This window comes from Polaribacter sp. AHE13PA (genome assembly GCF_019278505.1).
In the GTDB taxonomy this organism is placed as follows: domain Bacteria; phylum Bacteroidota; class Bacteroidia; order Flavobacteriales; family Flavobacteriaceae; genus Polaribacter.
This window is the reverse complement of sequence record NZ_CP058985.1, coordinates 1,495,664-1,518,092: the sequence shown is the minus strand read 5'-3', so window position 1 is coordinate 1,518,092 and position 22,429 is coordinate 1,495,664. Positions and strand designations below refer to the sequence as shown.

Here is a 22,429-nt window from a genome sequence, read left to right as displayed (position 1 = left end):
CCTCGCAATGACGTTAGTTGTTTTCTAATATCTTCTTTAATACCAATTGAGCAGCGTATGTTCTGTTATTTGCTTGTTCAATAACTAATGAACTGTCAGAATCTAAAATAGCATCTTCTACTACAACATTTCTTCTAACAGGTAGACAGTGCATAAATTTTGCTTCACCAATTTTTTCTTTGGTAATCATCCAATCTAAATCTGTTTTTAATATTTTTCCGTAGTCATCGTAAGAACTCCAGTTCTTTGTATAGATAAAATCTGCATCTTTAAAAGCTTCTTCCTGATTATGATAAATAGGAGTGTCCTTTGTTATTTCTGAACTTAAATTATAACCTTCAGGGTTTGCAATTACAAATTCGACATCCATTTTTTGCATTGCTTGTGTAAAGCTATTAGCAACAGCGTGTGGCAAAGCCTTTACGTGTGGAGCCCAACTTAACACTATTTTTGGTCTCTTTTTTGTAGTGTTTTCAGAAATAGTAATTGCGTCTGTTAAACCTTGCAAAGGATGACCAGTAGCACTTTCCATGCTTACAACTGGTACTGAAGCAAATTCTACAAATGAATTTAAGATCTGTTCTGATGCGTCTAGTTCTTTATCCGTTAAGGTAGGAAAAGCTCTTACAGCAATAATATCGCAATATTGAGATACTACAGCGGCAGCTTCTTTAATATGTTCTGCAGTGTTTCCATTCATTACTGTTCCATCGCCAAACTCAATTCCCCAGGCATCCCCAGAAACATTCATTACAATAGGATCCATGCCTAAGTTTAATGCAGCTTTTTGGGTACTTAAACGTGTACGTAAACTCGAATTAAAGAATAACAATCCTAATGTTTTGTTTTTTCCTAAGTGATTATTACTTAGAGGCTTTCTTTTTATTTCTTTTGCTTCTAGAATCCAATTGTCAATATGTTCTATGTCGTTAATGGAGGTGTAATTTTTCATGTTTTTATTTTAACAATGTACTTAAGTCCATTGAAATTGATAGTCTTATTTTATTTTTGTAAACGGTACTGTGTTATTCATAGCATTGGTCATAAAATTGTCTTCTAAACCGTTTACAATCCAAGTTTCTATGTTTGCGTTTTTTGCAAGTTCTGCTGCTTCAACTTTAGAAGCCATTCCGCCACTTCCGTGGGATGATTTAGAATTTACAACTTCATCCTTTAAATGGTCAAAATCTTCAACAACCAAAATAGTTTCTGGTGCGTTGTTTTTAAAAGACTCTTTGGTGTAAATTCCATTGGTATTTGTGGCAATAATTAGTAAATCTACATGTAATAAAGTAGCTGTTAAAGCTGCTAGTTTATCATTATCACCAAACTGAATTTCATCGGTTGCAACCGTATCATTTTCGTTAATAATAGGAATGTAGTTGTTGTTTACCAACACATTAATAGTGTTTACAATATTGGTTTTACTTTGTTGTTTTTCAAAATCTGAATAGGAGAGAAGGCATTGAGAACTCAATAAACCGTATTCTCTAAAAATTTCTTGATAGATTCTAATTAAATGTGGCTGACCAATAGAAGCCAAAGCTTGTTTTACAAAAACTTCTTCATGTTTACTTTCTAGTTTTACAAACTGTTTTGCAACGGCAATTGCTCCAGAACTTACTATAATAAATTCACAAGTATCTTGTAATTTTGCAATCTGATTCGCAATATCTTCAATTTTTCCTCTAGAAATATTATCCGTTTCTTTGGTAAGCGTGTTAGAGCCTATTTTTAATAAAATACGTTTCTTTTTTTGCATTGTGTTTAATTTTCAATTGTTTACTGTGATTGTAAACTGCCAACTAAAATTTTTAACTTCTCACCTGTCCATTTCCATGAACGTACCATTTATTGGTAACCAAATGCTGTAAACCAATTGGCCCACGTTGGTGTAATTTGTCTGTACTAATCGCTAATTCGCCACCCAAACCTAATTGACCACCATCTGTAAAACGAGTAGAAGCGTTATGATAGACAACTGCGGTATCTACGTTTTCCATAAATACTTTAGCTTTCTTAATTTCTTTAGTAATAATTGCTGATGAATGTCCGCCAGCATATTTGTTAATCATTGCAATAGCATCAGTATTTGAGGCAACTTCTCCAATTACAATTTTGTAATCTAAAAATTCTTCGTACCAAACTTCGTTTGATGAAATCTGATCTAATTGATGATTTTTAGCTACAGTTGCATCACCTAGAACTTCAATTTTAGATTCGTTTAATTTTGATATTAATTTATTGATGAATACTTGTTTATTAGTAAGATTAGCATCAATTAATACTTTATCAACAGCATTACAAGCAGATATTTTTGATTTTCCGTTGATGATCACATCAATTGCAATATCTAAATCAGCATCATTACATACATACACAAAGTTGTTTCCTCGTCCGCTAATTATAACAGGACACGTAGCGTGTTTTTTTACAAAAGCAATTAAACGTTCGCCACCACGAGGCACAATTAAATCTACCTTTTGTGTTGGTTTTTCTAAAAAAGCTTGTGTTTCTGTTCTGTTAAATTGCAAATATTCTACCCAATCTGTAGAAGCATTGTGCTGTTTTAAAGCTTTGTGCCATAATTCCACAATTTTTAAGTTAGAATTTAACGACTCTTTTCCTCCTTTTAATAATATTTTATTTCCAGATTTAAAAGCAATTCCTGCAGCTTCCACAGTAACATCTGGTCTCGATTCATAAATAATAAGAATCGTTCCAAAAGAAGCCGTTTTATTATAGACTTGCATTCCGTTATCATGCTTAAAACTAAAACGCTCTACACCAACCGGATCTTCTTGTGAAGCTAAATGTTTTGCAGCAGCAATCATTTCATCCACTTTTTTATCATCCGCTTTTAAACGATCGAACATAGAAATGTCATCTCCTTTATAAGCTTCTAAATCTTTTTTGTTGATACAAATAATAGCTTCTCTTTCTTTATCAAGAAGTTCTGCCATTGTAAGTAAAACAGCATTTCTAATTTCAATTGATAATAACGTATTCATAGTTTAAGTTTATAGTAATCAGTTGCAGTTTCTAGTATTAGTTTAAGCAAAAATCTTTGCGACTTTACGGGAGCAAATTATTCTCCTAAAGCATCAACCAAAGCTTCAAAAAACTGATTGATATGCTCTTTCTTTAGTGTTAATGGAGGTAAAATTCTTAAAAGGTTTTTATTCATCGCACCACCTGTAAAAATATGATAGTCATAAATTAGCTTCTTACGTAAATCTCCAACTTCAAAGTCGAATTCTAAACCAAGCATTAATCCTTTACCTTTTATATTCTTTATTTGTGGAATTGTCTTTGCAATTTTTATGAAATAGCAAGACATTTGATTTACATTATCTATTAAGTTTTCCTCTTCAATTACTTTTAAAACAGATAAACCAGCAGCACAAGCCAAATGATTTCCTCCAAAAGTAGTCCCTAACATTCCGAATTTAGCTTCAACATCTGGGTGAATTAAAATTCCTCCAATCGGGAAACCATTTCCCATTCCTTTTGCAATCGAAATAACATCGGGAGTTACATTATAATGCTGAAAAGCAAAGAACTTACCAGACCTACCGTAACCAGACTGCACTTCATCGGCAATAAAAAAGGTGTTGTTTGCTTTACAAAGTACATCTACTTGTTCGAAAAACTCACTAGTTGCTTGATCTAAACCACCAACTCCCTGAATAAATTCAACGATAACCGCACAAACATCACCTTTTTCTAGTTCTGTTTTTACAGCGTCAATATCATTTAATTCTAAAATAGTAACCTTTTGTTGCGCGTTAATTGGTGCAATGATATTTTTATTATCGGTTGCAGCAACCGCAGCAGAAGTTCTACCATGAAAACCATTTTTAAATGCAATAACTCTAGATTTTCCCGTTTTAAAAGAAGCTAATTTTAGGGCATTTTCATTTGCTTCAGCACCAGAATTACATAAAAATAATTCGTAGTCTTTGCAGCCAGAAAGGGCTTCTAATTTATCGGCTAATTGAACTTGTAAAGGATTCTGAATAGCATTCGAATAAAAACCTAGTTTTTCAACCTGACTGGTTATCGCTTTTACGTATTTAGGATGTGCATGACCTATAGAAATTACAGCATGTCCGCCATATAAATCTAAATATTCCGTTTTGTTTTCGTCATAAACATAAACTCCTTTAGCTTTTACAGGAGTAACATTGTACAGTGGATAAACGTTAAATAATGGCATAATGATAGTTTTTAGTAGCAATGGGTTTACACCCGTTGATTAGTTTTTAATTTGGTTAATTTTATCAAAAGATTTATTGATCCCTTTAATTAAAGAAGAGCTTAAACCTTGGTGTTCCATTTCGTTTAACCCTTCTATTGTACAACCACCAGGAGTGGTAACTCTGTCTATTTCTGCTTCTGGATGATTGCCTGACTCTTTTAATAAACTAGCCGCACCAAAACATGTTTGCATGGCTAATTTATGGGCTTCATCGGCTTCAAAACCTAACTGAATGGCGCCTTGTGTAGTGGCACGAATTAAGCGCATCCAAAAAGCAATTCCGCTTGCACAAATTACTGTTGCGGCTTGTAATTGCTCTTCCGGAATTTCCATAGACTGACCTAAACTATTAAAAATAGTTTTGGCTAATTCCACTTTTTCTTTTCCTTTTGTATTTGGGGAAAGGCATGTCATAGACTGACCAACAGCAGCTGCAGTATTTGGCATAGAACGAATAATAAATTTATCGACTCCAATAATAGCCTCTATTTTTTCTATAGAAAAACCTGTAATTACTGTAATTATCACATGATTTCCTGTTAAAAGAGATTTTAAATCTTTTAAAATTTTATCTAAATGTCTTGGTTGAACGGCAAATATTAAAATGTCAGAATTTTTAACAGCTTCTTCATTATCCGAAGTTAAAACTACTTCATTATAAGTGTTAAAACTTGCTATTGAACTTGTATTTCGTTTTGTTAAATACAAAGAACTCACCACTTTGTTTTTTAATAAACCTTTGGCAATAGACTGTCCTAAACTTCCTGCTCCAATAATTGCTGCTTTCATAATTAATATTTTTTTACGTTCCTAAAGGTTGCGCTTTACACTATATCTTATTTTGTTCTCGATACAAATTTTTTCAAACCGACACCAAAAAAGGATGGAGCCTGTCTTGAGCGTAGCCGAAAAGTTTCAATCGCTAACTCGAGTTACTTACTACTAGAAGTAATTTGCTTTTAAATTTAAACCTAGGGTTTCTTCAAAACCATGCATTAAGTTTAAATTCTGAATTGCAGCACCAGAAGCGCCTTTTAATAAATTATCAATAGTGGTTGTAATTAACAACTTATTGCCGTGTTTTTCTAACTGTACTAAACACTTGTTGGTGTTTACAACTTGTTTCATAAAAATGCTTTCATCAGAAACAAATGTAAAAGCAGCATCTTTATAATACGCCTTATAAATTTCTGTTGCTTCTTTAAGAGAACCATCGAACTTTGTATACGTAGTTGCAAAAATTCCTCTAGAAAAATCACCACGATTTGGCATAAAATTAATTTCAGAATTAAAACTAGGTTGTAGTTGGTTTACAGTTTGGTTGTACTCTCCTAAATGTTGATGATTAAATGCTTTATAATGAGAAAAGTTATTATCTCTCCATGTAAAATGTGTCGTTGCAGATAATGACGTTCCTGCTCCAGTTGCACCTGTTACTGCATTAATATGCACATCATCTTTTAACAAACCATTTGCTGCTAAAGGTAAAATAGCCAATTGTATTGCAGTGGCAAAACAACCAGGATTTGCAATGTATTTTGCTGTTTTTATACTTTCTTTATCTAATTCTGGTAAACCGTACACAAAATCTTTACCTTCAAAATTCTTATCAGCAAGTAATCTAAAATCATTACTTAAATCAATAATTTTCGTGTTATCAGAAAAGCTGTTTTTTTGTAAAAATGAAGTTGAGTTTCCATGACCTAAGCATAAAAATAAAACATCTACATCAGCATTTATTTCACTTGTAAAACTGATGTCTGTATCACCAATTAAATCTTGATGCACTTTATACAATTTGTTACCAGCGTTAGAAGTACTGTATACAAAATTGATATTTGTCTTTGGATGATTCAATAATAATCTAATTAATTCACCAGCAGTATAACCAGCTCCTCCTATAATTCCTACTTCTAAATTTTTCATGCTTTTGAAAATTTTTAATTGTGTAACTGTTTAATCGTGTAATTGTTATGTTGTGTAATCGTTGTGGAATAATAACTTAAACAATTACACGATTCAACATTATTTGTTATTTACTTGTCTGTATATTTTATTCTGATTTCCTAAAATTTTAATAAAACCTTTTGCATCATCAGCTGTCCAAGCTTTGTTTTCTTCTCCATACGTACTAAATGCACTAGACATTAAATCGTGATCAGAAATTATTCCGTCTAAAGTAAAATGATAAGGTTTCAAAGAAACTACTACATTACCTGAAACCATTTTTTGAGAACTTTGTAAAAAAGCTTCCGTATCTCTCATTACAGGATCTAAATATTGCCCTTCATGTAAATGCATTCCGTAAAAACTAGATAAATACTCTTTATGCTGTAATTGCCATTTTGTTAAGTTGTGTTTCTCTAACAAATGGTGTGCTTTTACTGTGATTAAAGCCGCTGCAGCTTCAAAACCAACTCTTCCTTTTGTACCAACAATTGTATCACCAACATGAATGTCTCTACCAATTGCATATGCAGAAGCGATGTCGTTTAATTTTTCGATATTTACTTCCGGAGCATTTTCTTGTCCGTTTAAAGCAACAAATTCACCATTTTTAAAAGTTAGAGTTACTTTTTCTTCACCTTCTTTTTCTAATTGAGAAGGATATGCTTCACTAGGTAAAGGTAATTCTGACTTTAAAGTTTCAACACCACCAACACTAGTTCCCCAAAGACCTTTGTTTACAGAATATTTAGATTTTTCCCAAGGCATATCAATACCTTCAGATTTTAAATAATCTATTTCTTCTTGTCTTGTTAATTTTTGGTCTCTAATTGGCGTAATAATTTTGATTCCAGGAGCCAAAGTTTGAAAAATCATATCAAAACGAACTTGATCATTTCCTGCACCTGTACTACCGTGAGCAATATATTCAGCTCCAATACTCTTTGCGTATTCTACAATTTCAATTGCCTGAATAATTCTCTCTGCACTTACAGAAAGAGGATACGTAGCGTTTTTTAATACGTTACCAAAAATTAAATACTTTACTACTTTGTTGTAGAACGTAGCAACTGCATCAATATTTTTGTACGTAGAAACACCCATTTTATAGGCGTTACTTTCAATGTGTTTAATCTCTTCTGTTGTAAATCCGCCTGTGTTAACACTTACGGCATGTACATCATATTCTTTAGATAAACTAACTGCACAATAAGATGTGTCTAAACCTCCACTATAAGCTATTACTAATTTTTTCATAATATTATTCTTTATTTTTTTTAAGAAACAATGCTTGTTTTATTCGTTTTAATCTTTGAAATGTTTTTTCTTTAAAAGGAGTTTTCTCTTCTTTTTTTATTTTTGCAGGATCAAAAAGCATCCCCGTACACAAACACATTTTTCTGTCTGTTCTTGTTAAAACATCGTAGTTTCTACAAGTTTGGCATCCATCCCAAAAAGATTGATCGTCTGTTAACTCAGAAAAAGGTACAGGTTTATAGCCTAAATCGCTATTTAATTTCATTACAGCAAAACCTGTTGTAATACTAAAAACTTTCGCATCTGGAAATTTAGTTCTAGAATGCTCAAATATTTTTTGTTTTATTTTTTTTGATAACCCAATATTCCTATAATTTGGGTGTACAATTAAACCAGAGTTGGCAACAAATTTTCCATGCCCCCATTTTTCTATGTAGCAAAACCCTGCAAATTCACCATTTTCTAATGCTATTACAGCATTACCGTTTTCCATTTTTGTGGCAACATATTCTGGTTTTCTTTTTGCGATACCTGTTCCTCTAACCTGAGCAGCATCTTCTATTGTTTTGCAAATAATATCTGCATAAACAATATGTGACTTGTTAGCAATTACAATTTCCATTGCATTGTGTTTTTTATTTTATTAAAGTTGTTGTTTGTTCTTTTTGAATGTAGAATCGGACTCACCTAAACTCTATAATTATCTAAACACCCAAAGGGCGAATAGAAAAACTACGTCGTAAATTGTTATTTTTTAAGATAACGAAAGATTGTAAGTAAGTTTTGTAAGAATTGTTCACGATAAAATAAATAAATGGATAAATACTATAATAAGTTGTCTTGTAGCTAAAGTAGAATATTAGCGACGGCGGTTGCGCAAGCGCAAGCTGGGAACTATTGTAGTACATAAATTATTTATTCTTGTGGTAATCATACTGCTAAAGTAAATATTTTTTAAAAATTATTATCAAAAATGTAGTGCTTTTTTATCAGTTTTATCAAATTTAAACAAATTTATGGTTTGCGTTAAAAATAAATCAACAGATATCTTAAAAAATCTTTTTTTCATAATATTAAAGGTGATTAAATTACTGCTTATTATTTATTACTGATTATTTTATGTGAAAACTACAATTCATCCTTAAAAAATTACAACTCGGTATTCTTAAATTTATAGAACTAAGGTTGTTTTGCATCTTTGTAGTATAATTAACCACTTAAAACAACTTATTATGAAACTTATCTTAGCAATTTTAACAACGGCAATGTTATGTGTTACAAACTTAGTAACAGCTCAAAACAAAACAATTACAGCAACTGTAGTAAATATTACTTCAGATTCTGGTAAAGTTGGTTTTGCTTTATATGACAAAACAAATTTTAGAATGAAACCAATTCAGAGTGCTAATGCTATAATTGAAGCAGGGAAAAGTACAGTGGTTTTCGAAAACGTAGAAGGAGGCGAATATGCAATTATTTGTTATCATGATAAAAATGATAATGATAAAATGGATTTTAAAGCTAATGGAATGCCTTTAGAAGATTATGGTGCTTCTAACAATAACATGACTTTTGGTCCGCCAAGATTTGAAGATGCAAAATTTAAGGTTAACGATAAAAATGTATCTTTAGAAATTAAATTTTAGTATGTATTTTTTATAAGAACAATTTCCCAAAATGAAGACACCTACCAACCATATTTATAATAAAATTAAAGATGATTTTATACTTTGTACAAAACTTACCATAGTTATAGGGATCGTTTTTATAGTTATAAACCAACAATTTAGTTTTAAAGGTGCAGGTATTACCTTTTTAATTTCGGGAATGTATTCTTTTACTTTAGGACTTGGAAACGGAATTATTAATGAATACTTAAACACCAAATGGGATTGGGTTAAAGAAACCAACAAAAGAGTTTGGGCAGGAATTATAACTACCGTAATTTATACAGTAATTGCCGTTTTAATTATTCATTTTATACAATATATATTGCTTTTTGGATATAAAGTAGAAAACTTCTTTCAAGGATATTTAGTTTGGGTCCATTTATTTGCAATCATATTTTCATTAGGAGTCGCTGCTTTTTTTCATGCCAAAGGTTTTATGGTGAATTGGAAAAGTGCTATGACCCAGGAAACTACCAAACAAGAAATTGTTGCAAAAACAGAAACTGCAAAATTTGAGTCTCTAAAAAATCAATTAGATCCACATTTTTTATTCAATAGTTTAAATGTGTTAACGAGTTTGATTGGAGAAAACCCTGCGCAAGCAGAAAAATTTACAACCAAATTATCTAAGGTATACAGGTATGTTTTAGAGCAAAGAAACAAAGATTTAGTACCTATTGAAGAAGAATTAAAATTTGCAAATACGTATATGCAATTGTTAGAAATGCGTTTTGAAGATGCAGTGAAATTTAATATTCCAGATACCATAAGTAATAATGACTTAAAAATTGTACCACTTTCTTTGCAACTTTTGTTAGAAAATGCGGTAAAACACAATGTGGTTTCATCTTCTAAACCTTTAACAGTTAGTATTTATGAAGAAGATACTTATTTAATAATAGAAAACAATGTAAATCCTAAAGAAGCAATAGGGAAAAGCACTAAAGTAGGATTGCAGAATATTGCGGATAGATATGGATTGATCACTCAAAAGGGAGTGAAAATAGATAACAATAACAAAACTTTTAAGGTGAGTTTACCTCTCTTATATAAAATGAACGATATTATGTACAACGACGATTTAGAAAATAGCAAATACGTGAAAGCAGTAGAAAGAGTAGAAAAGTTAAAAGAATTTTATCAGAATTTAGCAGCTTATTGTATTGTAATTCCTTTTTTAATTTTTATCAATTTAAGGTTCTCTTCAGGTTTTCATTGGTTTTGGTTTCCAATTTTTGGATGGGGAATGGGATTGGCATTTCACTTTTTAGAAGTAAATAACTACAATATTTTCTTAGGCAATAATTGGGAGGAAAGAAAGATAAAAGAAATGATGGAAGCCGAGAATCAGCATAAAAACAGAAGATAATGGAAAAGGAACTTACACAAGAACAAAAATATATTTTAGCAAAGAAAAGAGTTGAAAAAATTAGTAAATTCTATAAACACCTGGCAACTTATATTATTGTAAACAGCTTTTTAAGTGCCATTTTTATAGTTGGAGATATAAATGATGGAGATACCTTTATGGAAGCTTTTTCTAATTATCATAATTATAAAATTTGGTTTTTTTGGGGAATCGGAATTGCTTTTCAGGCTTTGAATACTTTTGGTTTAAGTTTGTTTATGAATAAAGATTGGGAGCAAAAGAAGATTCAGAAGTATATGGATGAACAAAATTATAGAAGATAATTATGGATACAGATACTACGCAAAAACAACAATATATTAGAGCGCAGAAAAGAGTAAAAAAGATAAAAGGGTTTTACACACATTTAAGTATTTATTGTATTGTGATACCGATTATAATTTTTGTAAATTTAAAATTCGAACCTCATTTTCATTGGTTTTGGTTCTCTTTATGTGGCTGGGGAACAGGGCTTTTCTTTCACTGGTTGTCTGTTTTTGGACTAAAGTTATTAGGTTTAGGAAACAATTGGGAAGAAAAAAAGATTAAAGAATTTATGAATGAAAAAAAATAGTTATGGAAAGAGATTTTACAAAAGAACAAAATTATATTAAAGCTAAAAAAAGAGTAAAAGCAATAAAAGGTTTTTATGTACATTTAATGGTTTACGTTTTGGTAAACATTTTTATTAGTGCCGTTGTTATTTTTGGCTTAATGCAAAGCGGATATAATTTTGAAGATGCTATAAGTAACTTTGGTACTTATTCTACTTGGCTTTTTTGGGGAATTGGTATGTTTTTTCATTGGATGGGCGTTTTTGGTTTTAAATCGATTGGCTTTGGCGCAGATTGGGAAGAAAAGAAAATTAAAGAAATGATGGATAAAGAAGATCTCAGGAAACATAAATTATAAGATTATGGAAAATTTAGACGAAAAGAGATTTTTTGAAGCAAAACAAAGAGTTGCAGAAATTAAAAAGTTTTACAAACATGTTGTAACCTATGTTTTAGTAAATTTATTTTTAACATTTGTTTGGACGTTTTCTTTTAAGATTTTCGGTGACTTTGTGCTAAGCAATCAATACGATTCAGACGGATTTAAGCATATTCCTTTTTGGTTAATTTGGGGAGTTATTTTGTTAATTGATGCTTTTAAAACATTTGGTTTTGCAGGTGTTTTTAATAAAAATTGGGAAGAGAAAAAAATCAAAGAATTTATGCAAGATTAAAATCAACTGAATATTAACAAAAAGAAGAGTTAAAAAAATATAAAAGATCAACAATCTTAAAAAGCGATTACAAAAATGAATGTATTAATAATTGAAGATGAAAAACCTGCAGCAAGAAGGCTAAACAGAATGTTAGCAGCATTAAATTTAGAAGTTCAGCAGATGTTGCACTCGGTAGAAGAGTCTTTAAATTGGTTACAAAACAATGAACATCCAGATTTGATCTTTTTAGATATTCAGCTTTCTGATGGATTGTCTTTTGAGATTTTTGAAGAAATTGAAGTAAAATCTGCTATTATTTTTACTACTGCTTATGATGAATATGCGTTAAAAGCATTCAAGTTAAATAGTATTGATTATTTGCTAAAACCTTTAGATGAAGATGAACTAAAAGTTGCCGTAGAAAAGTTTAAAGAATATCGGCCAAAAGAAACAGAAGTACAGGTAAACTTGGATGAAATTCGTAAACTATTGGTGAATCCCGTAGATAGAAAATTTAAAAAGAGATTGACGATTAAGGTTGGTCAGCACATAAAAATTATAAATATTGACGAGGTAGCATGTTTTTACAGTGAGAATAAATCTACTTATATTCATACTAAAGAAAATAGGAATTACTTGCTAGATAATTCTTTAGAAACTTGGCAAGAACAATTAAATCCGGAACATTTTTTTAGAGTTAACAGAACTTTTATTGTGCACATAAATGCTATAAAAGACATTATAGCATATTCTAATTCTCGTTTAAAGTTAATCTTAGATTCTTATTCTGATAGTGAAATTATTGTGAGTAGGGAACGTGTAAAAGATTTTAAGAACTGGATTGACTAATATCGTTAATTTATTATTAAAGAAACCTTTAGTTTTAGAGTTAGATTTGTTTCCGTACCTATTTTCTTATAACTTCGCTAACTTCTGATAATTGGACTTTGAAACGATGTGATATCATCGTTAACATTAAACTCAATTAAAAATAGCAACTAAATGGAAAATAAGGAAATAATAAAGAAGTTTTACACATCATTTTCTAATGGAAATGTAACAGGAATGCTAGAATGTTATCATAAGGATGTTGTCTTTAAAGATGCTGTATTCGGAAGGTTAGAAGGAGATAGAGCTTTTAAAATGTGGGAAATGCTACTTTCTAATAAAAAACAAGACACTACTATTAACTTTAGTAATATAGAAGCAACTGCAGAAAACGGAAAAGCAAATTGGGTAGCAGAATATCTTTATGGAGACAAGAAAAGAAAAGTGGTTAATAGAGTTTCTGCCGATTTTAGATTTAAAGATGGTAAAATTATACAGCATTTTGACACTTTTGATTTATGGTCTTGGACAAAACAAGCAATGGGACTTCCTGGTTATTTATTGGGATGGTCCTCTTTTATGAGAAATAAAATTCAGCAAACTACCAACAACCGATTAGATGTTTTTATAAAAAAATAACAACGCCTAATTAACATAAGATTCAGTCATTTTAATGATGTATCAATACTAAAATTATATGCGCAATACTTATTTGAGAGTTTCCATCGGTTGCTTGTCCGAAATGTTCTTCTATTATTTTACCATCTGTGGTTGGAACCACAAAGGGTGCTTTTTGAATGGTATATTTTTTCATCTGTTAAAACTATAAAATGCGGCAAGATATTCGCTTGTTATTATATTTTCTATTCTACTTAAATCATCAACGTTTTTTTCTACAAAGTAAACCGTATCTGCTTTTTCTAATTCTTTAGCATTAAATAATGAACTTGCTAAATTAGATAATTTTTTATTTGACAAATTTTTAGAACCAATCGCTAACCTAAGAGTATTTAAATGAGTGCTATCATTTAATAAACACCCTATAATACCAATAGACTCATGTTCTGACACATCTGTTTTTAAAAGAATCTCTTTTTCTTTGGAGTTTATTTTAATGTCATTATCTAAATAATATTGAAAGATAATTCTTCTTTCAAACTCAGAATTTGGTCTTAAAACTGTTCTTTCACTGTTTTCAATTGAATATGTTTTCATAAATATTGGTTTTGCGAAAGCGATTGAAACGGCATCCTTTTTATGTAAAAACTCTTATTTAATAAATATAACAAAATATTATTTATTAAATAAGAGTTTTTAAAGTATCAATTTATTTTTACATAAAAAGATATAGTTGAAAGCGCGGTTTTGTTAAAAAAATAAAGCGACAAAATTTGCCCTAAAATTTAATTAAACCAAACGATAAAAGATTTCATTTTTGCTAAATCTGGAATTTGTTCTTTTGTTACTTTTTGAGTAATCAATTCTTTTAGACCTAACTCTTCTTTATCTATAGCAACTGTTGCATTTAAGTCGTTTAAAAAAAGCGTTGCAGAAGTTAAAGTAGTCTCTATTCTGTTAATATTGTTATTGGCATTTATTTCTGAAAAACTAGAATTTAAATTAATTCCAGATGCAGTTGTATAACGCACATCATTAATTTCTATACTTTTTATGGTAGATGTAGAATCTAATTGTTGTTTTGGCAAAATTGTAAGTAACAATTTTCCTCCTTTTTCAAAAATGAAATATTCATCGTCTTCTTGAAAATAATTGTCTCCTTGTGCACCTTCACTTAAATTTTTAACAATAGAATCGTTTTTAAAAATAGTACTTAATTCCTTTATTGTAGTTGTGGTTGTAAGCGCACCAACTTTACCTTTTTCTATTTTAAATTTACTAGTATTATCACAGCTAATTACAAATAGTGAAAATGCGATTGCAATAATTGGAAGGATATTTTTGTTAATCATTATAGTATGTTTGTTATTTAAATGTTCTTTTTATTTATTTCTTATTTTAATACTTTTTTTAAAATCCCAAATGCAGCTCTAATAAAAGTTGCACTTGTTAATACTTTAATTAATGGATTTTGTGCCGTACTTCTGCGTCTGGTAGTACTTCTAGAAGCTCTTTCTTCTCTTATTCTTTCCTTCTCCCTTTCTTTTGCTAATTTTTCTCTTTCTTTTTTATCGGTTTCTGCTTGTATAGCTTTTGCTTCTGCAATATTAACCTTTTCTATCTTTTCATTCAATAATTCGTACGCACTTTCTCTGTCTAAATTTTCATTGTATTTATAGAAAAGACGTGAGTTGTTAATTACATTTTTTAACTCTTTATCAGTTAGAACATCCATTCTACTCATTGGTGCGCGTAACATGGTTCTTGCCAACGGAGTTGGAATTCCTTTTTCGTTTAAAACGGATACAAAAGCTTCTCCAATTCCTAATTGCGTTAAAACTTCTTTGGTGTCATAATACTCAGAAGATGGATAATTTTCTGCAGCCAACTTAATAGCTTTTCTATCTTTTGCTGTAAATGCTCTTAATGCATGTTGAATTTTTAAACCTAATTGTGCTAAAATATCTTCTGGCACATCTTTAGGGTTTTGCGTAACAAAATACAAACCAATCCCTTTAGAACGAATCAATTTTACAATACTTTCTATTTGATTTAATAAAGCTTTAGAAGCTTCTTCAAATACCAAATGCGCTTCATCTATAAAGATGATTAACTCCGGTTTGTCACTATCTCCTTGCTCTGGGAAAGTTTCATAGACCTCAGCTAATAATTGTAACATAAATGTTGAAAACAACTTTGGTTTGTCTTGTATATCTGTTAATCGTAAAACAGAAATAATTCCTTTTCCGTCTTCATCTACTCTTGTTAAATCTTCTACTTCAAAAGATCTTTCGCCAAAGAATAAATCTCCTCCTTGTTGTTCTATCTCTACAATTTTACGCAAAATTGCACCTGTAGATGAAGATGAAATTCGCCCATACTCCGCTTGAATTTCTTCTTTACCTTCATTGGTAACGTATTGTAAAACTTTTTTGAAATCTTTAATATCTAAAAGGGCAAATTTATTATCATCACAATATTTAAAAATGATGGCAACAATTCCACTTTGAGTTTCTGTTAAGTCTAAAATTCTTGATAATAAAACAGGTCCGAATTCTGAAATTGTAGCACGCATTCTTGTTCCGTCTTGTTCAGAAATCGTTAAAACTTCTATAGGAAATTTTTGTGCCGTAAACGGAAAACCAATTTTTGCGTGACGTTCGTCTATTTTTGCATGTCCTGGACTAGGTTGTGCCAAACCAGAAAGGTCTCCTTTAATATCCATCAACAAAACAGGGACTCCTTTTTCTGATAAGTTTTCTGCTAAAACTTGTAGGGTTTTTGTTTTTCCTGTTCCGGTTGCTCCAGCAATTAAACCATGCCTATTTAGAGTTTTAAGTGGTATTTTTACCAGCGCATCTGTTACGGTTTCTTCCCCTAACATTGCGGCACCTAATGCTATAAAATCGCCTTTGGTTTTGTAACCGTTATTGATGTATTCAAAAAATTCTTCTTTCTGACTCATTTAAAACTAAATTTTGATAAAAATAATCAAAGTTTGATTGTTGTGAAATTATTTAAAGAGTTTGTTTTGCTTATTTAATAATTTCTACAAACAGATCTGCAACATTGCCATTATAACTATCATAATAAGAATTTCTAGGAAAACCAGAAGACAGACTTATTATATTTCCTAAATTATCTTCTGCAATGTATAATGGAAATCCTTTTGTAGGTAAGGTTCTAAAATTATTATTTAAAATACTATAAACTATAATTTCCTTTTTAAAATTTTTATGATTATCATAAACTTCTGAATCATTATTTGTACCATAAATTTCAGTCCCATTTTTACTAAAATTTGATGTAACTATTGGAGTAGAATAACTTACTATTTTAGAAAAGTCATCTAAAGAATAAACCGTATTTCTTTTTTTGTTTAGTAAATAAGAACTTGTTGTATTTGTTGACACATCACTATTATATTTGAATTTTAAAGGAATTTCTATTATTCCATTATTAGAGATTTCTCCTGTATTACTAATACTATAATGTATTGCTCTGCCCTCGTTATTATGACTTAAAAAAAAGTTGTTTTTATCTAATTTTGTAATTTCATAATTCTGACCTCCTTGGTGATCTGAAAAATGTGGTTTTTCATCAATTTCTACAAATTGATCTCCATTCCTTTTGTAAGTAAAAACATCATCACTGTCTGATAAAACCCAGATATTATCATCAAAATATTCAAAACTACCCATTGCCCTATATGATGAAACTAAAGAATATTTATAATTTAAGGTTTCTGCGTCGTAAATAAATAGGTTATCACTTTGAGAAAAAACTAGTTCTTTTCCATTTTCTGAAGTAATTAATTTCATTTCCACTTCTGTATACGACGTTGGTAGTTTAAAAGCTTCTGCTGTTATTTCTTGCTTGATATAATCATATTTTACCAATCTTGGCTCGTTTTTGGTATTTCTTAAATAAAAGTAAAAGGATTGACCTTCCGGATCAAAACTTAAATATTTAATATAATCAGCGTCTAACAATTCTGGTCTTATAAAAGCTGTTTCTACAACAGATTTCTCATCATTCAAGTTACTAATATTCCCAAATATATTGTGCACATAAATAGTATAAATAGGATTGTTTACATAAGGTGGATTCTCATCTATAAAGGTGGTTGTATTGATATCCGAAATAATTTTAACGCTTTCTATATTAGGGCTAGAATTCTCATTCTGATCTTGCACTCTTATCTCATAATGAGAAAAATAATAACCAGAATATTTTTCCCAAGATAAAGAAACCTCATTCTCAATTACCTCCGCATTTTTAAAAACAACATTTTCTGGAAATATAAATTCAGGGTTTATATACCTCGGATCACTTTCTCCTAAAAGGCCTTTATTAGTGTAAATTTTTAGAAAATAACACGCTTCGCTATTTGATAAAGGATCTTCATCTATAAAAGTATTTAAATTTACATCTGTAATTGTCTTTAATAAAGTAGCTCCGTTTAAGTTACAGTCCTTACCATTTCTATAAATCTCGTATTTTTCAAATATATTGTAGCCATTATATGCATCCCAACCAAATTCTATGTGATTTTCAAATGGCCCCTCTTCCTTTTTTTGAAAAGTAGCTGTATACACATCCATTTCATTTGGTGGTAAATATCTGTAAGCAGTAAAAGTATATTGTTCTTTAACAGCGTCACCATCCGTATCTAAACTAACAAAAAACACAAAGTTATCTTTACTTAAATTTTTAATTTTTATTGTTTCATACTGATTGTCTTCATCAGAATTTAACGTAATTATTCCATTATTTAAAGTCCAGTTTAACGTATTCTGTGTCGGTTGACATCGATAAGATTCTTGATAAAGAAATTCTTCATAAGTACCAGAACTATTGTAAATAAAAAAATCTCTACCGCACTCTTCAGTTGTTGCAGGTACAGAAGCTTCGTTTCCATCATATTCAACTTTATAAATAGACCAAGCACCCGCTAAATCTTCTATTTTAGCGTCTTTTTGTATAATTTCTTCCTCGTTAAATAAATTATCATCGTTACTATTACAAGAAAAGAATATGGTTAGAAAAGAAACAACTACTAACAGATTAAAAATTCTTTTTGTAATGCCTTTTCTATTAACAAACTCGTAATGTTGCATCATGTTTATCTAATTTTTGATAAAAATAATCAAAGTTTTATTGAACGTAAATAATTCTTTGAACTAGTTTTGAAAAAAATTAAAATTGAGCGCAATAAAAAAGAGGTATTAACTTTGTAAAGCTAAAACCTCTTTTTATATGTAAAAGACAATTGGTCTTATTTCTGAAAATACTCAGGAATTAATCCTTTTAATTTTTCTAGAGTTTCATCAACAGTTAAATCACTCATTCCTCCAGAAGCATTAGCATGTCCTCCTCCGTTAAAATGTTCTTTTGCTAACATATTAACCGGGTTTTCTGCTCCTTTAGAACGGAAAGAAATTTTCATAATTCCGTCTCTTTCAGTAAATACAATAGCAGCTTTCATCCCTTTTATTGATAAAACTAAATTTGCCAAACTATCTGTATCTCCTTTCTTATAGTGATATTTCGCCAACTCTTCTTTAGATAAAGAAATAATTGCCACATTATAATCGTATAAAATTTCTAATTTCTCACTCATTGCATATCCTTGTAAACGCAAACGAGTTTCTGTATTATTATCACTTAATTTTTCATGAATTAAATGATGTTCTACTCCTGCTGCTAAAATTTTAGCTAAAACCTCGTGTGTTCTTGGTTTTACAGAATTGAATCTAAAACTTCCTGTATCTGTTAAAATTCCTAAATATAAAGGGGTTCCTATTTTTTCATCTAACAATTCTAAATGACCAGATTGCTCTATTAAATCTATAATTAATTGTGATGTTGATGATGCTGTAGTTTCTGAAACTGTGATTGTAGGAAATTCTTCAGGGTTCAAATGATGATCTATCATAATTTTCTTACAAGTTGCTTCTTCTAACAAAACTTGCATTTCTGGACCTACTCTATTGGTTGCATTGTAATCTAAACAGAAAATTAAATCTGCTTTTTGCATTTCTTCTGTTACTTCTTCCGGGTTTTCTTCCATTAAAAGAATTGAAGAAGTATCTAACCAATATAAAAAATCTGGTGCTTTATCTGGGTGACAAACAACTGCTTTCTTTCCTAACTTTTCTATAAAATGAAGTAAACCTAAAGAAGAACCTATGGAATCTCCATCTGCAGATTTGTGTGCTGTAATAACGATGTTTGAAGCAGCTTGAATTTCTGCTTCTATTTGTTGGTAAATATTCATGTCGTGTGTTTTTCAATTGCAAATACTCCGCAATTGTATTTTTTATGAGGATGCAAAGTTAGGTTTATTATTGAAGTGAAGCAGTGAGTTCTTATTATTTAATTGCCAATAAATTATTTAAAAACAAGTTCACTAATTTTAAGATTATAAGTAGTTAAACCTTTAAATAAAAATATTTTCTTGATAAAAACTAAAGTAATCCTTACAGAACTATTTTTATTTTAGATTTAAACCTCATTTATTTTGTTCATACAGTAATATAAAAAAAAGCATTTGATTAAATAATTACAATTTTGCTTTTATATTTTCAGTATTAAAGTAATCTATCCGCTTTATTTCTGATGTTAATTCTACTCAATTTGATTAACTTCAGCTAAAATCTCTTTTACTCTATCTATATCTGCATCATGAACTTGTAGCTCAACTTCAAATGATCCCATATGTGGCATTATTTGAGTTGTAAATTCATTTAGTAAAAAACATTTAATTCCTTCGTGCTCTAACCTGCCTTTTAGTATAAATAAATCAGAAATGTTGTGTGATTTTTGAATTGTTATTAAGCTCATAGTATTTTTTAATGAATATAATAATATTTTTACTAAATTACAATATTACTTACAATATGGTTGCGCCTTCTGGTTGGAGTGAACCTTTTCAAACTCCAGAGTTTGAAGAATACACCTATATTATTAAAGGAAAAAAACAATTTATAATAGATGGTGAAACCATTATTTTATCTGCAGGTGAATCTATTAAAATAGAAAAAAATACCAGAGTTCAATATTCAAATCCTTTTACAGATCCTTGTGAATATATGGCAGTTTGTTTACCAGCTTTTTCTATAGACTTGGTACATAGAGAAGAAGTATAGATTACATTTGTGTTAATTTATAAATTGATAGTTATAATATTAATTTTATTTTATTTCTAAATTGCGATAAACTACTACATATGAAAGATACTATTGCACCAAGAATAATAAGACAAATATTTGTTTTATTACTTATTTTATTTATTTTAATTCTAATTTTCAGGGAATTAATTCCCTATTTATCAGGTGTTTTAGGGGCAATAACTATTTTTGTTTTATTAAGAAAAGCAATGCTTTTTTTGGTTAATAAAAAATGGAAACCAAATATTGCCGCAGCTTTTTTAATCTTAGTTTCCTTTATAGGTATACTTTTACCTATTTCGGGTATTTTATTAATGTTGGCAAATAAAGTGCGTGATGTAGTTGGAAATTCAGAAGAGGTTGTATCCAAGTTTAAAACACAAATGACTTCTTTAGAAGGTAAAGTAGGTTATAATTTTACAGATAGTATAGACGCGGAAGAAGTGTCTAGTTGGATAACAGATAACTTGCAGGGATTTGTAGGTAGTACCTTTAATATATTTATATCAATTGGTTTAATGTACTTCTTATTATACTTTATGTTGGTAAATGAAAAAATCTTAAGAAAATCTTTATACAAATATTTACCGATAAACGAAGTGAATTTAAAGATTATAGGTTCCGAAGCGAAGTCTATGGTTCGTTCTAATACCATAGGAATTCCTTTAGTTGCTATTGCACAAGGTATTATTGCGTTAATAGGTTTTCTAATTTTCGATATAAATAACCCATTCTTTTGGTTTACAATTGTTACAGTAGGTTCTATGATTCCTTTTATAGGAACCTTTGTAGGTATATTACCTGTTTTTATTTTAACGTTAGCTTCTGGAGATAGTGTTGCTGCTTGGGGAATCTTAATTTATGGGATAGTTGTGGTTGGGTCTACAGATAATATTATAAGGCTTTTGGTATTAAAAAAATTAGATGATGTGCACCCTTTAATTACCTTAATTGGTGTTATTGTTGGGGTGCCTTTATTTGGGTTTATTGGTTTAATTTTCGGACCATTATTAATTAGTTTATTTTTAGTAATTGTAAAAATTTACAGAAAAGAATTTGCCGAAAATAATATTTAATCAATACAATTTTAAGCAAAAAAAAAGCGATGCATTTAATGCATCGCTTTTTTTATACCTTATAAAAAATTAGCTTTTTCTTTGGCAAGCTAATAATGTGTTTTTTAATAACATGGCAATAGTCATTGGGCCAACCCCACCAGGAACAGGAGTAATAAAATCAGATTTTTTAGAAACTTCATCAAAAGCGACATCACCAACCAATCTAAATCCACTTTTTTTAGAGGCATCTTCTAAACGAGTAATACCTACATCAATTACAGTAACATGATCTTTTATCATATCTGCTTTTAAAAATTCAGGAATACCAATTGCAGCAATAATAATATCTGCTTGTAAAGTTATTTCTTTTAAATTTTGAGTTCTACTATGGCACATTGTTACCGTTGCATTACCAACCTTTCGTTTTTGAGATAATAAAATACTCATTGGGCTACCAACAATATGACTTCTACCTAAAACAACCACGTGTTTTCCAGAAGTCTCAACCTTATATCTTTCTAATAGCTCTAAAATTCCAAAAGGAGTTGCAGAAATAAAAGTAGGTAAATTTAGAGCCATTTTTCCAACGTTCGTTGGATGAAAACCGTCTACGTCCTTATCAGGATTTATAGCCATTAATATTTTTTGTTCATCTATATGTTTTGGTAACGGAAGTTGCACAATAAAACCATCAATATCTTTATCAATATTTAAAATAGCAATTTCATTTAATAAATCTTCTTCGGTAGTATCATCTGGTAATCTAATTAAAGTAGATTCGAAACCAACAAGCTCACAAGCTTTTACTTTTGCATTCACATAAGTGATACTTGCACCGTCGTCTCCAACTATTATCGCTGCTAAATGAGGTGTATCAGCTCCTTTACTTTTTAAATCTCTTACTTCTAAAGCAATTTCTTCTTTAATGTCTGCAGATGTTTTTTTTCCGTCTAATAAAATCATTTCTAGTTTGTTGTGTTGTTGTCTAGTTGTTGTGTAT

General features: G+C 29.9%; 25 protein-coding genes and 1 pseudogene. 10 read left to right on the top strand and 16 right to left on the bottom strand.

Annotated features, from left to right (window positions below):
* Nucleotides 1-13: 13 nt before the first annotated feature.
* From H0I28_RS06660 to H0I28_RS06625, 8 genes are all read right to left on the bottom strand, one after another.
* On the bottom strand, nucleotides 14-952 hold the full coding sequence (locus H0I28_RS06660; protein WP_218761089.1) for an acetylornithine carbamoyltransferase: 939 nt from the start codon (nucleotides 950-952) through the stop codon (nucleotides 14-16).
* A 45-nt stretch (nucleotides 953-997) separates the two neighbouring features.
* Complete coding sequence (gene proB, locus H0I28_RS06655) at nucleotides 998-1,762, bottom strand: glutamate 5-kinase (protein WP_218730768.1); 765 nt, start codon at nucleotides 1,760-1,762, stop codon at nucleotides 998-1,000.
* A 52-nt stretch (nucleotides 1,763-1,814) separates the two neighbouring features.
* On the bottom strand, nucleotides 1,815-3,011 hold the full coding sequence (locus tag H0I28_RS06650; RefSeq protein WP_218761087.1) for a glutamate-5-semialdehyde dehydrogenase: 1,197 nt from the start codon (nucleotides 3,009-3,011) through the stop codon (nucleotides 1,815-1,817).
* A gap of 77 nt (nucleotides 3,012-3,088) precedes the next feature.
* Nucleotides 3,089-4,219, bottom strand: a complete 1,131-nt coding sequence (locus tag H0I28_RS06645) for an aspartate aminotransferase family protein (RefSeq protein ID WP_218761085.1) — start codon at nucleotides 4,217-4,219, stop codon at nucleotides 3,089-3,091.
* Between the two features lie 39 nt (nucleotides 4,220-4,258).
* Complete coding sequence (gene proC / locus H0I28_RS06640) at nucleotides 4,259-5,050, bottom strand: pyrroline-5-carboxylate reductase (protein WP_218761083.1); 792 nt, start codon at nucleotides 5,048-5,050, stop codon at nucleotides 4,259-4,261.
* Nucleotides 5,051-5,203: 153 nt separating this feature from the next.
* Entirely contained in the window at nucleotides 5,204-6,187 is a 984-nt protein-coding gene (argC, locus tag H0I28_RS06635; RefSeq protein WP_218730764.1) for an N-acetyl-gamma-glutamyl-phosphate reductase, read from the bottom strand.
* 99 nt (nucleotides 6,188-6,286) lie between these two features.
* Nucleotides 6,287-7,465 carry an argininosuccinate synthase gene (locus tag H0I28_RS06630; protein ID WP_218730763.1) on the bottom strand — a complete coding sequence of 393 codons (1,179 nt, stop codon included), beginning with the start codon at nucleotides 7,463-7,465 and terminating at the stop codon, nucleotides 6,287-6,289.
* Between the two features lie 4 nt (nucleotides 7,466-7,469).
* Nucleotides 7,470-8,087 (bottom strand): GNAT family N-acetyltransferase, encoded by a 618-nt coding sequence (locus H0I28_RS06625; RefSeq protein ID WP_218753650.1) that lies wholly within the window; start codon nucleotides 8,085-8,087, stop codon nucleotides 7,470-7,472.
* Between the two features lie 610 nt (nucleotides 8,088-8,697).
* On the opposite strand from H0I28_RS06625, the gene H0I28_RS06620 reads away from it, so the two are divergent.
* From H0I28_RS06620 to H0I28_RS06585, 8 genes are all read left to right on the top strand, one after another.
* A complete protein-coding gene (locus H0I28_RS06620) occupies nucleotides 8,698-9,111 on the top strand; it encodes a DUF2141 domain-containing protein (protein ID WP_218753648.1) in 414 nt (137 codons plus the stop codon).
* 31 nt (nucleotides 9,112-9,142) lie between these two features.
* The gene (locus tag H0I28_RS06615; RefSeq protein WP_218761081.1) at nucleotides 9,143-10,504 is read left to right on the top strand and encodes a 2TM domain-containing protein; all 1,362 of its coding nucleotides are present in this window, start codon (nucleotides 9,143-9,145) and stop codon (nucleotides 10,502-10,504) included.
* The gene (locus tag H0I28_RS06610) at nucleotides 10,504-10,827 is read left to right on the top strand and encodes a 2TM domain-containing protein (RefSeq protein ID WP_218730759.1); all 324 of its coding nucleotides are present in this window, start codon (nucleotides 10,504-10,506) and stop codon (nucleotides 10,825-10,827) included. Before H0I28_RS06615 ends, H0I28_RS06610 begins: the two co-directional genes overlap by 1 nt.
* Before the next feature lie 2 nt (nucleotides 10,828-10,829).
* Nucleotides 10,830-11,117 (top strand): 2TM domain-containing protein, encoded by a 288-nt coding sequence (locus H0I28_RS06605; protein ID WP_218761080.1) that lies wholly within the window; start codon nucleotides 10,830-10,832, stop codon nucleotides 11,115-11,117.
* A gap of 2 nt (nucleotides 11,118-11,119) precedes the next feature.
* On the top strand, nucleotides 11,120-11,455 hold the full coding sequence (locus tag H0I28_RS06600; RefSeq protein WP_218761079.1) for a 2TM domain-containing protein: 336 nt from the start codon (nucleotides 11,120-11,122) through the stop codon (nucleotides 11,453-11,455).
* Between the two features lie 4 nt (nucleotides 11,456-11,459).
* On the top strand, nucleotides 11,460-11,771 hold the full coding sequence (locus H0I28_RS06595) for a 2TM domain-containing protein (protein ID WP_218753646.1): 312 nt from the start codon (nucleotides 11,460-11,462) through the stop codon (nucleotides 11,769-11,771).
* Between the two features lie 75 nt (nucleotides 11,772-11,846).
* Nucleotides 11,847-12,602, top strand: a complete 756-nt coding sequence (locus H0I28_RS06590) for a LytTR family DNA-binding domain-containing protein (protein ID WP_218761078.1) — start codon at nucleotides 11,847-11,849, stop codon at nucleotides 12,600-12,602.
* Nucleotides 12,603-12,755: 153 nt separating this feature from the next.
* The gene (locus H0I28_RS06585) at nucleotides 12,756-13,220 is read left to right on the top strand and encodes a nuclear transport factor 2 family protein (protein ID WP_218730754.1); all 465 of its coding nucleotides are present in this window, start codon (nucleotides 12,756-12,758) and stop codon (nucleotides 13,218-13,220) included.
* Nucleotides 13,221-13,272: 52 nt separating this feature from the next.
* Here H0I28_RS06585 and H0I28_RS06580 read toward each other — a convergent pair.
* The 7 genes and pseudogenes from H0I28_RS06580 to H0I28_RS06550 form a co-directional block, all read right to left on the bottom strand.
* Nucleotides 13,273-13,395, bottom strand: a pseudogene (locus tag H0I28_RS06580) (cupin); the annotation flags it as partial.
* Nucleotides 13,392-13,796, bottom strand: a complete 405-nt coding sequence (locus tag H0I28_RS06575) for a hypothetical protein (RefSeq protein WP_218761076.1) — start codon at nucleotides 13,794-13,796, stop codon at nucleotides 13,392-13,394. The gene H0I28_RS06575 and the pseudogene H0I28_RS06580, both read right to left, overlap by 4 nt.
* 188 nt (nucleotides 13,797-13,984) lie before the next feature.
* Nucleotides 13,985-14,551, bottom strand: a complete 567-nt coding sequence (locus H0I28_RS06570; RefSeq protein ID WP_218730749.1) for a hypothetical protein — start codon at nucleotides 14,549-14,551, stop codon at nucleotides 13,985-13,987.
* A gap of 41 nt (nucleotides 14,552-14,592) precedes the next feature.
* Entirely contained in the window at nucleotides 14,593-16,164 is a 1,572-nt protein-coding gene (locus H0I28_RS06565) for a helicase HerA-like domain-containing protein (RefSeq protein ID WP_218730750.1), read from the bottom strand.
* A 70-nt stretch (nucleotides 16,165-16,234) separates the two neighbouring features.
* On the bottom strand, nucleotides 16,235-18,322 hold the full coding sequence (locus H0I28_RS06560) for a lipocalin family protein (RefSeq protein WP_218761074.1): 2,088 nt from the start codon (nucleotides 18,320-18,322) through the stop codon (nucleotides 16,235-16,237).
* A gap of 155 nt (nucleotides 18,323-18,477) precedes the next feature.
* The gene (locus H0I28_RS06555) at nucleotides 18,478-19,479 is read right to left on the bottom strand and encodes a bifunctional oligoribonuclease/PAP phosphatase NrnA (protein ID WP_218761072.1); all 1,002 of its coding nucleotides are present in this window, start codon (nucleotides 19,477-19,479) and stop codon (nucleotides 18,478-18,480) included.
* A gap of 350 nt (nucleotides 19,480-19,829) precedes the next feature.
* Nucleotides 19,830-20,045 (bottom strand): DUF2007 domain-containing protein, encoded by a 216-nt coding sequence (locus H0I28_RS06550; RefSeq protein WP_218730753.1) that lies wholly within the window; start codon nucleotides 20,043-20,045, stop codon nucleotides 19,830-19,832.
* Nucleotides 20,046-20,056: 11 nt separating this feature from the next.
* Between H0I28_RS06550 and H0I28_RS06545 the strand changes: the two genes are divergently transcribed.
* Both H0I28_RS06545 and H0I28_RS06540 read left to right on the top strand, forming a co-directional pair.
* On the top strand, nucleotides 20,057-20,350 hold the full coding sequence (locus H0I28_RS06545; RefSeq protein ID WP_218761070.1) for a cupin domain-containing protein: 294 nt from the start codon (nucleotides 20,057-20,059) through the stop codon (nucleotides 20,348-20,350).
* Between the two features lie 80 nt (nucleotides 20,351-20,430).
* Nucleotides 20,431-21,447 (top strand): AI-2E family transporter, encoded by a 1,017-nt coding sequence (locus tag H0I28_RS06540; RefSeq protein ID WP_218761069.1) that lies wholly within the window; start codon nucleotides 20,431-20,433, stop codon nucleotides 21,445-21,447.
* Nucleotides 21,448-21,516: 69 nt separating this feature from the next.
* Here the strand turns inward: H0I28_RS06540 and folD are convergent, their stop codons facing one another.
* Nucleotides 21,517-22,392: a bifunctional methylenetetrahydrofolate dehydrogenase/methenyltetrahydrofolate cyclohydrolase FolD gene (gene folD, locus H0I28_RS06535; RefSeq protein WP_218761068.1), complete on the bottom strand. Its 876-nt coding sequence runs from the start codon at nucleotides 22,390-22,392 to the stop codon at nucleotides 21,517-21,519.
* Nucleotides 22,393-22,429: the final 37 nt, after the last annotated feature.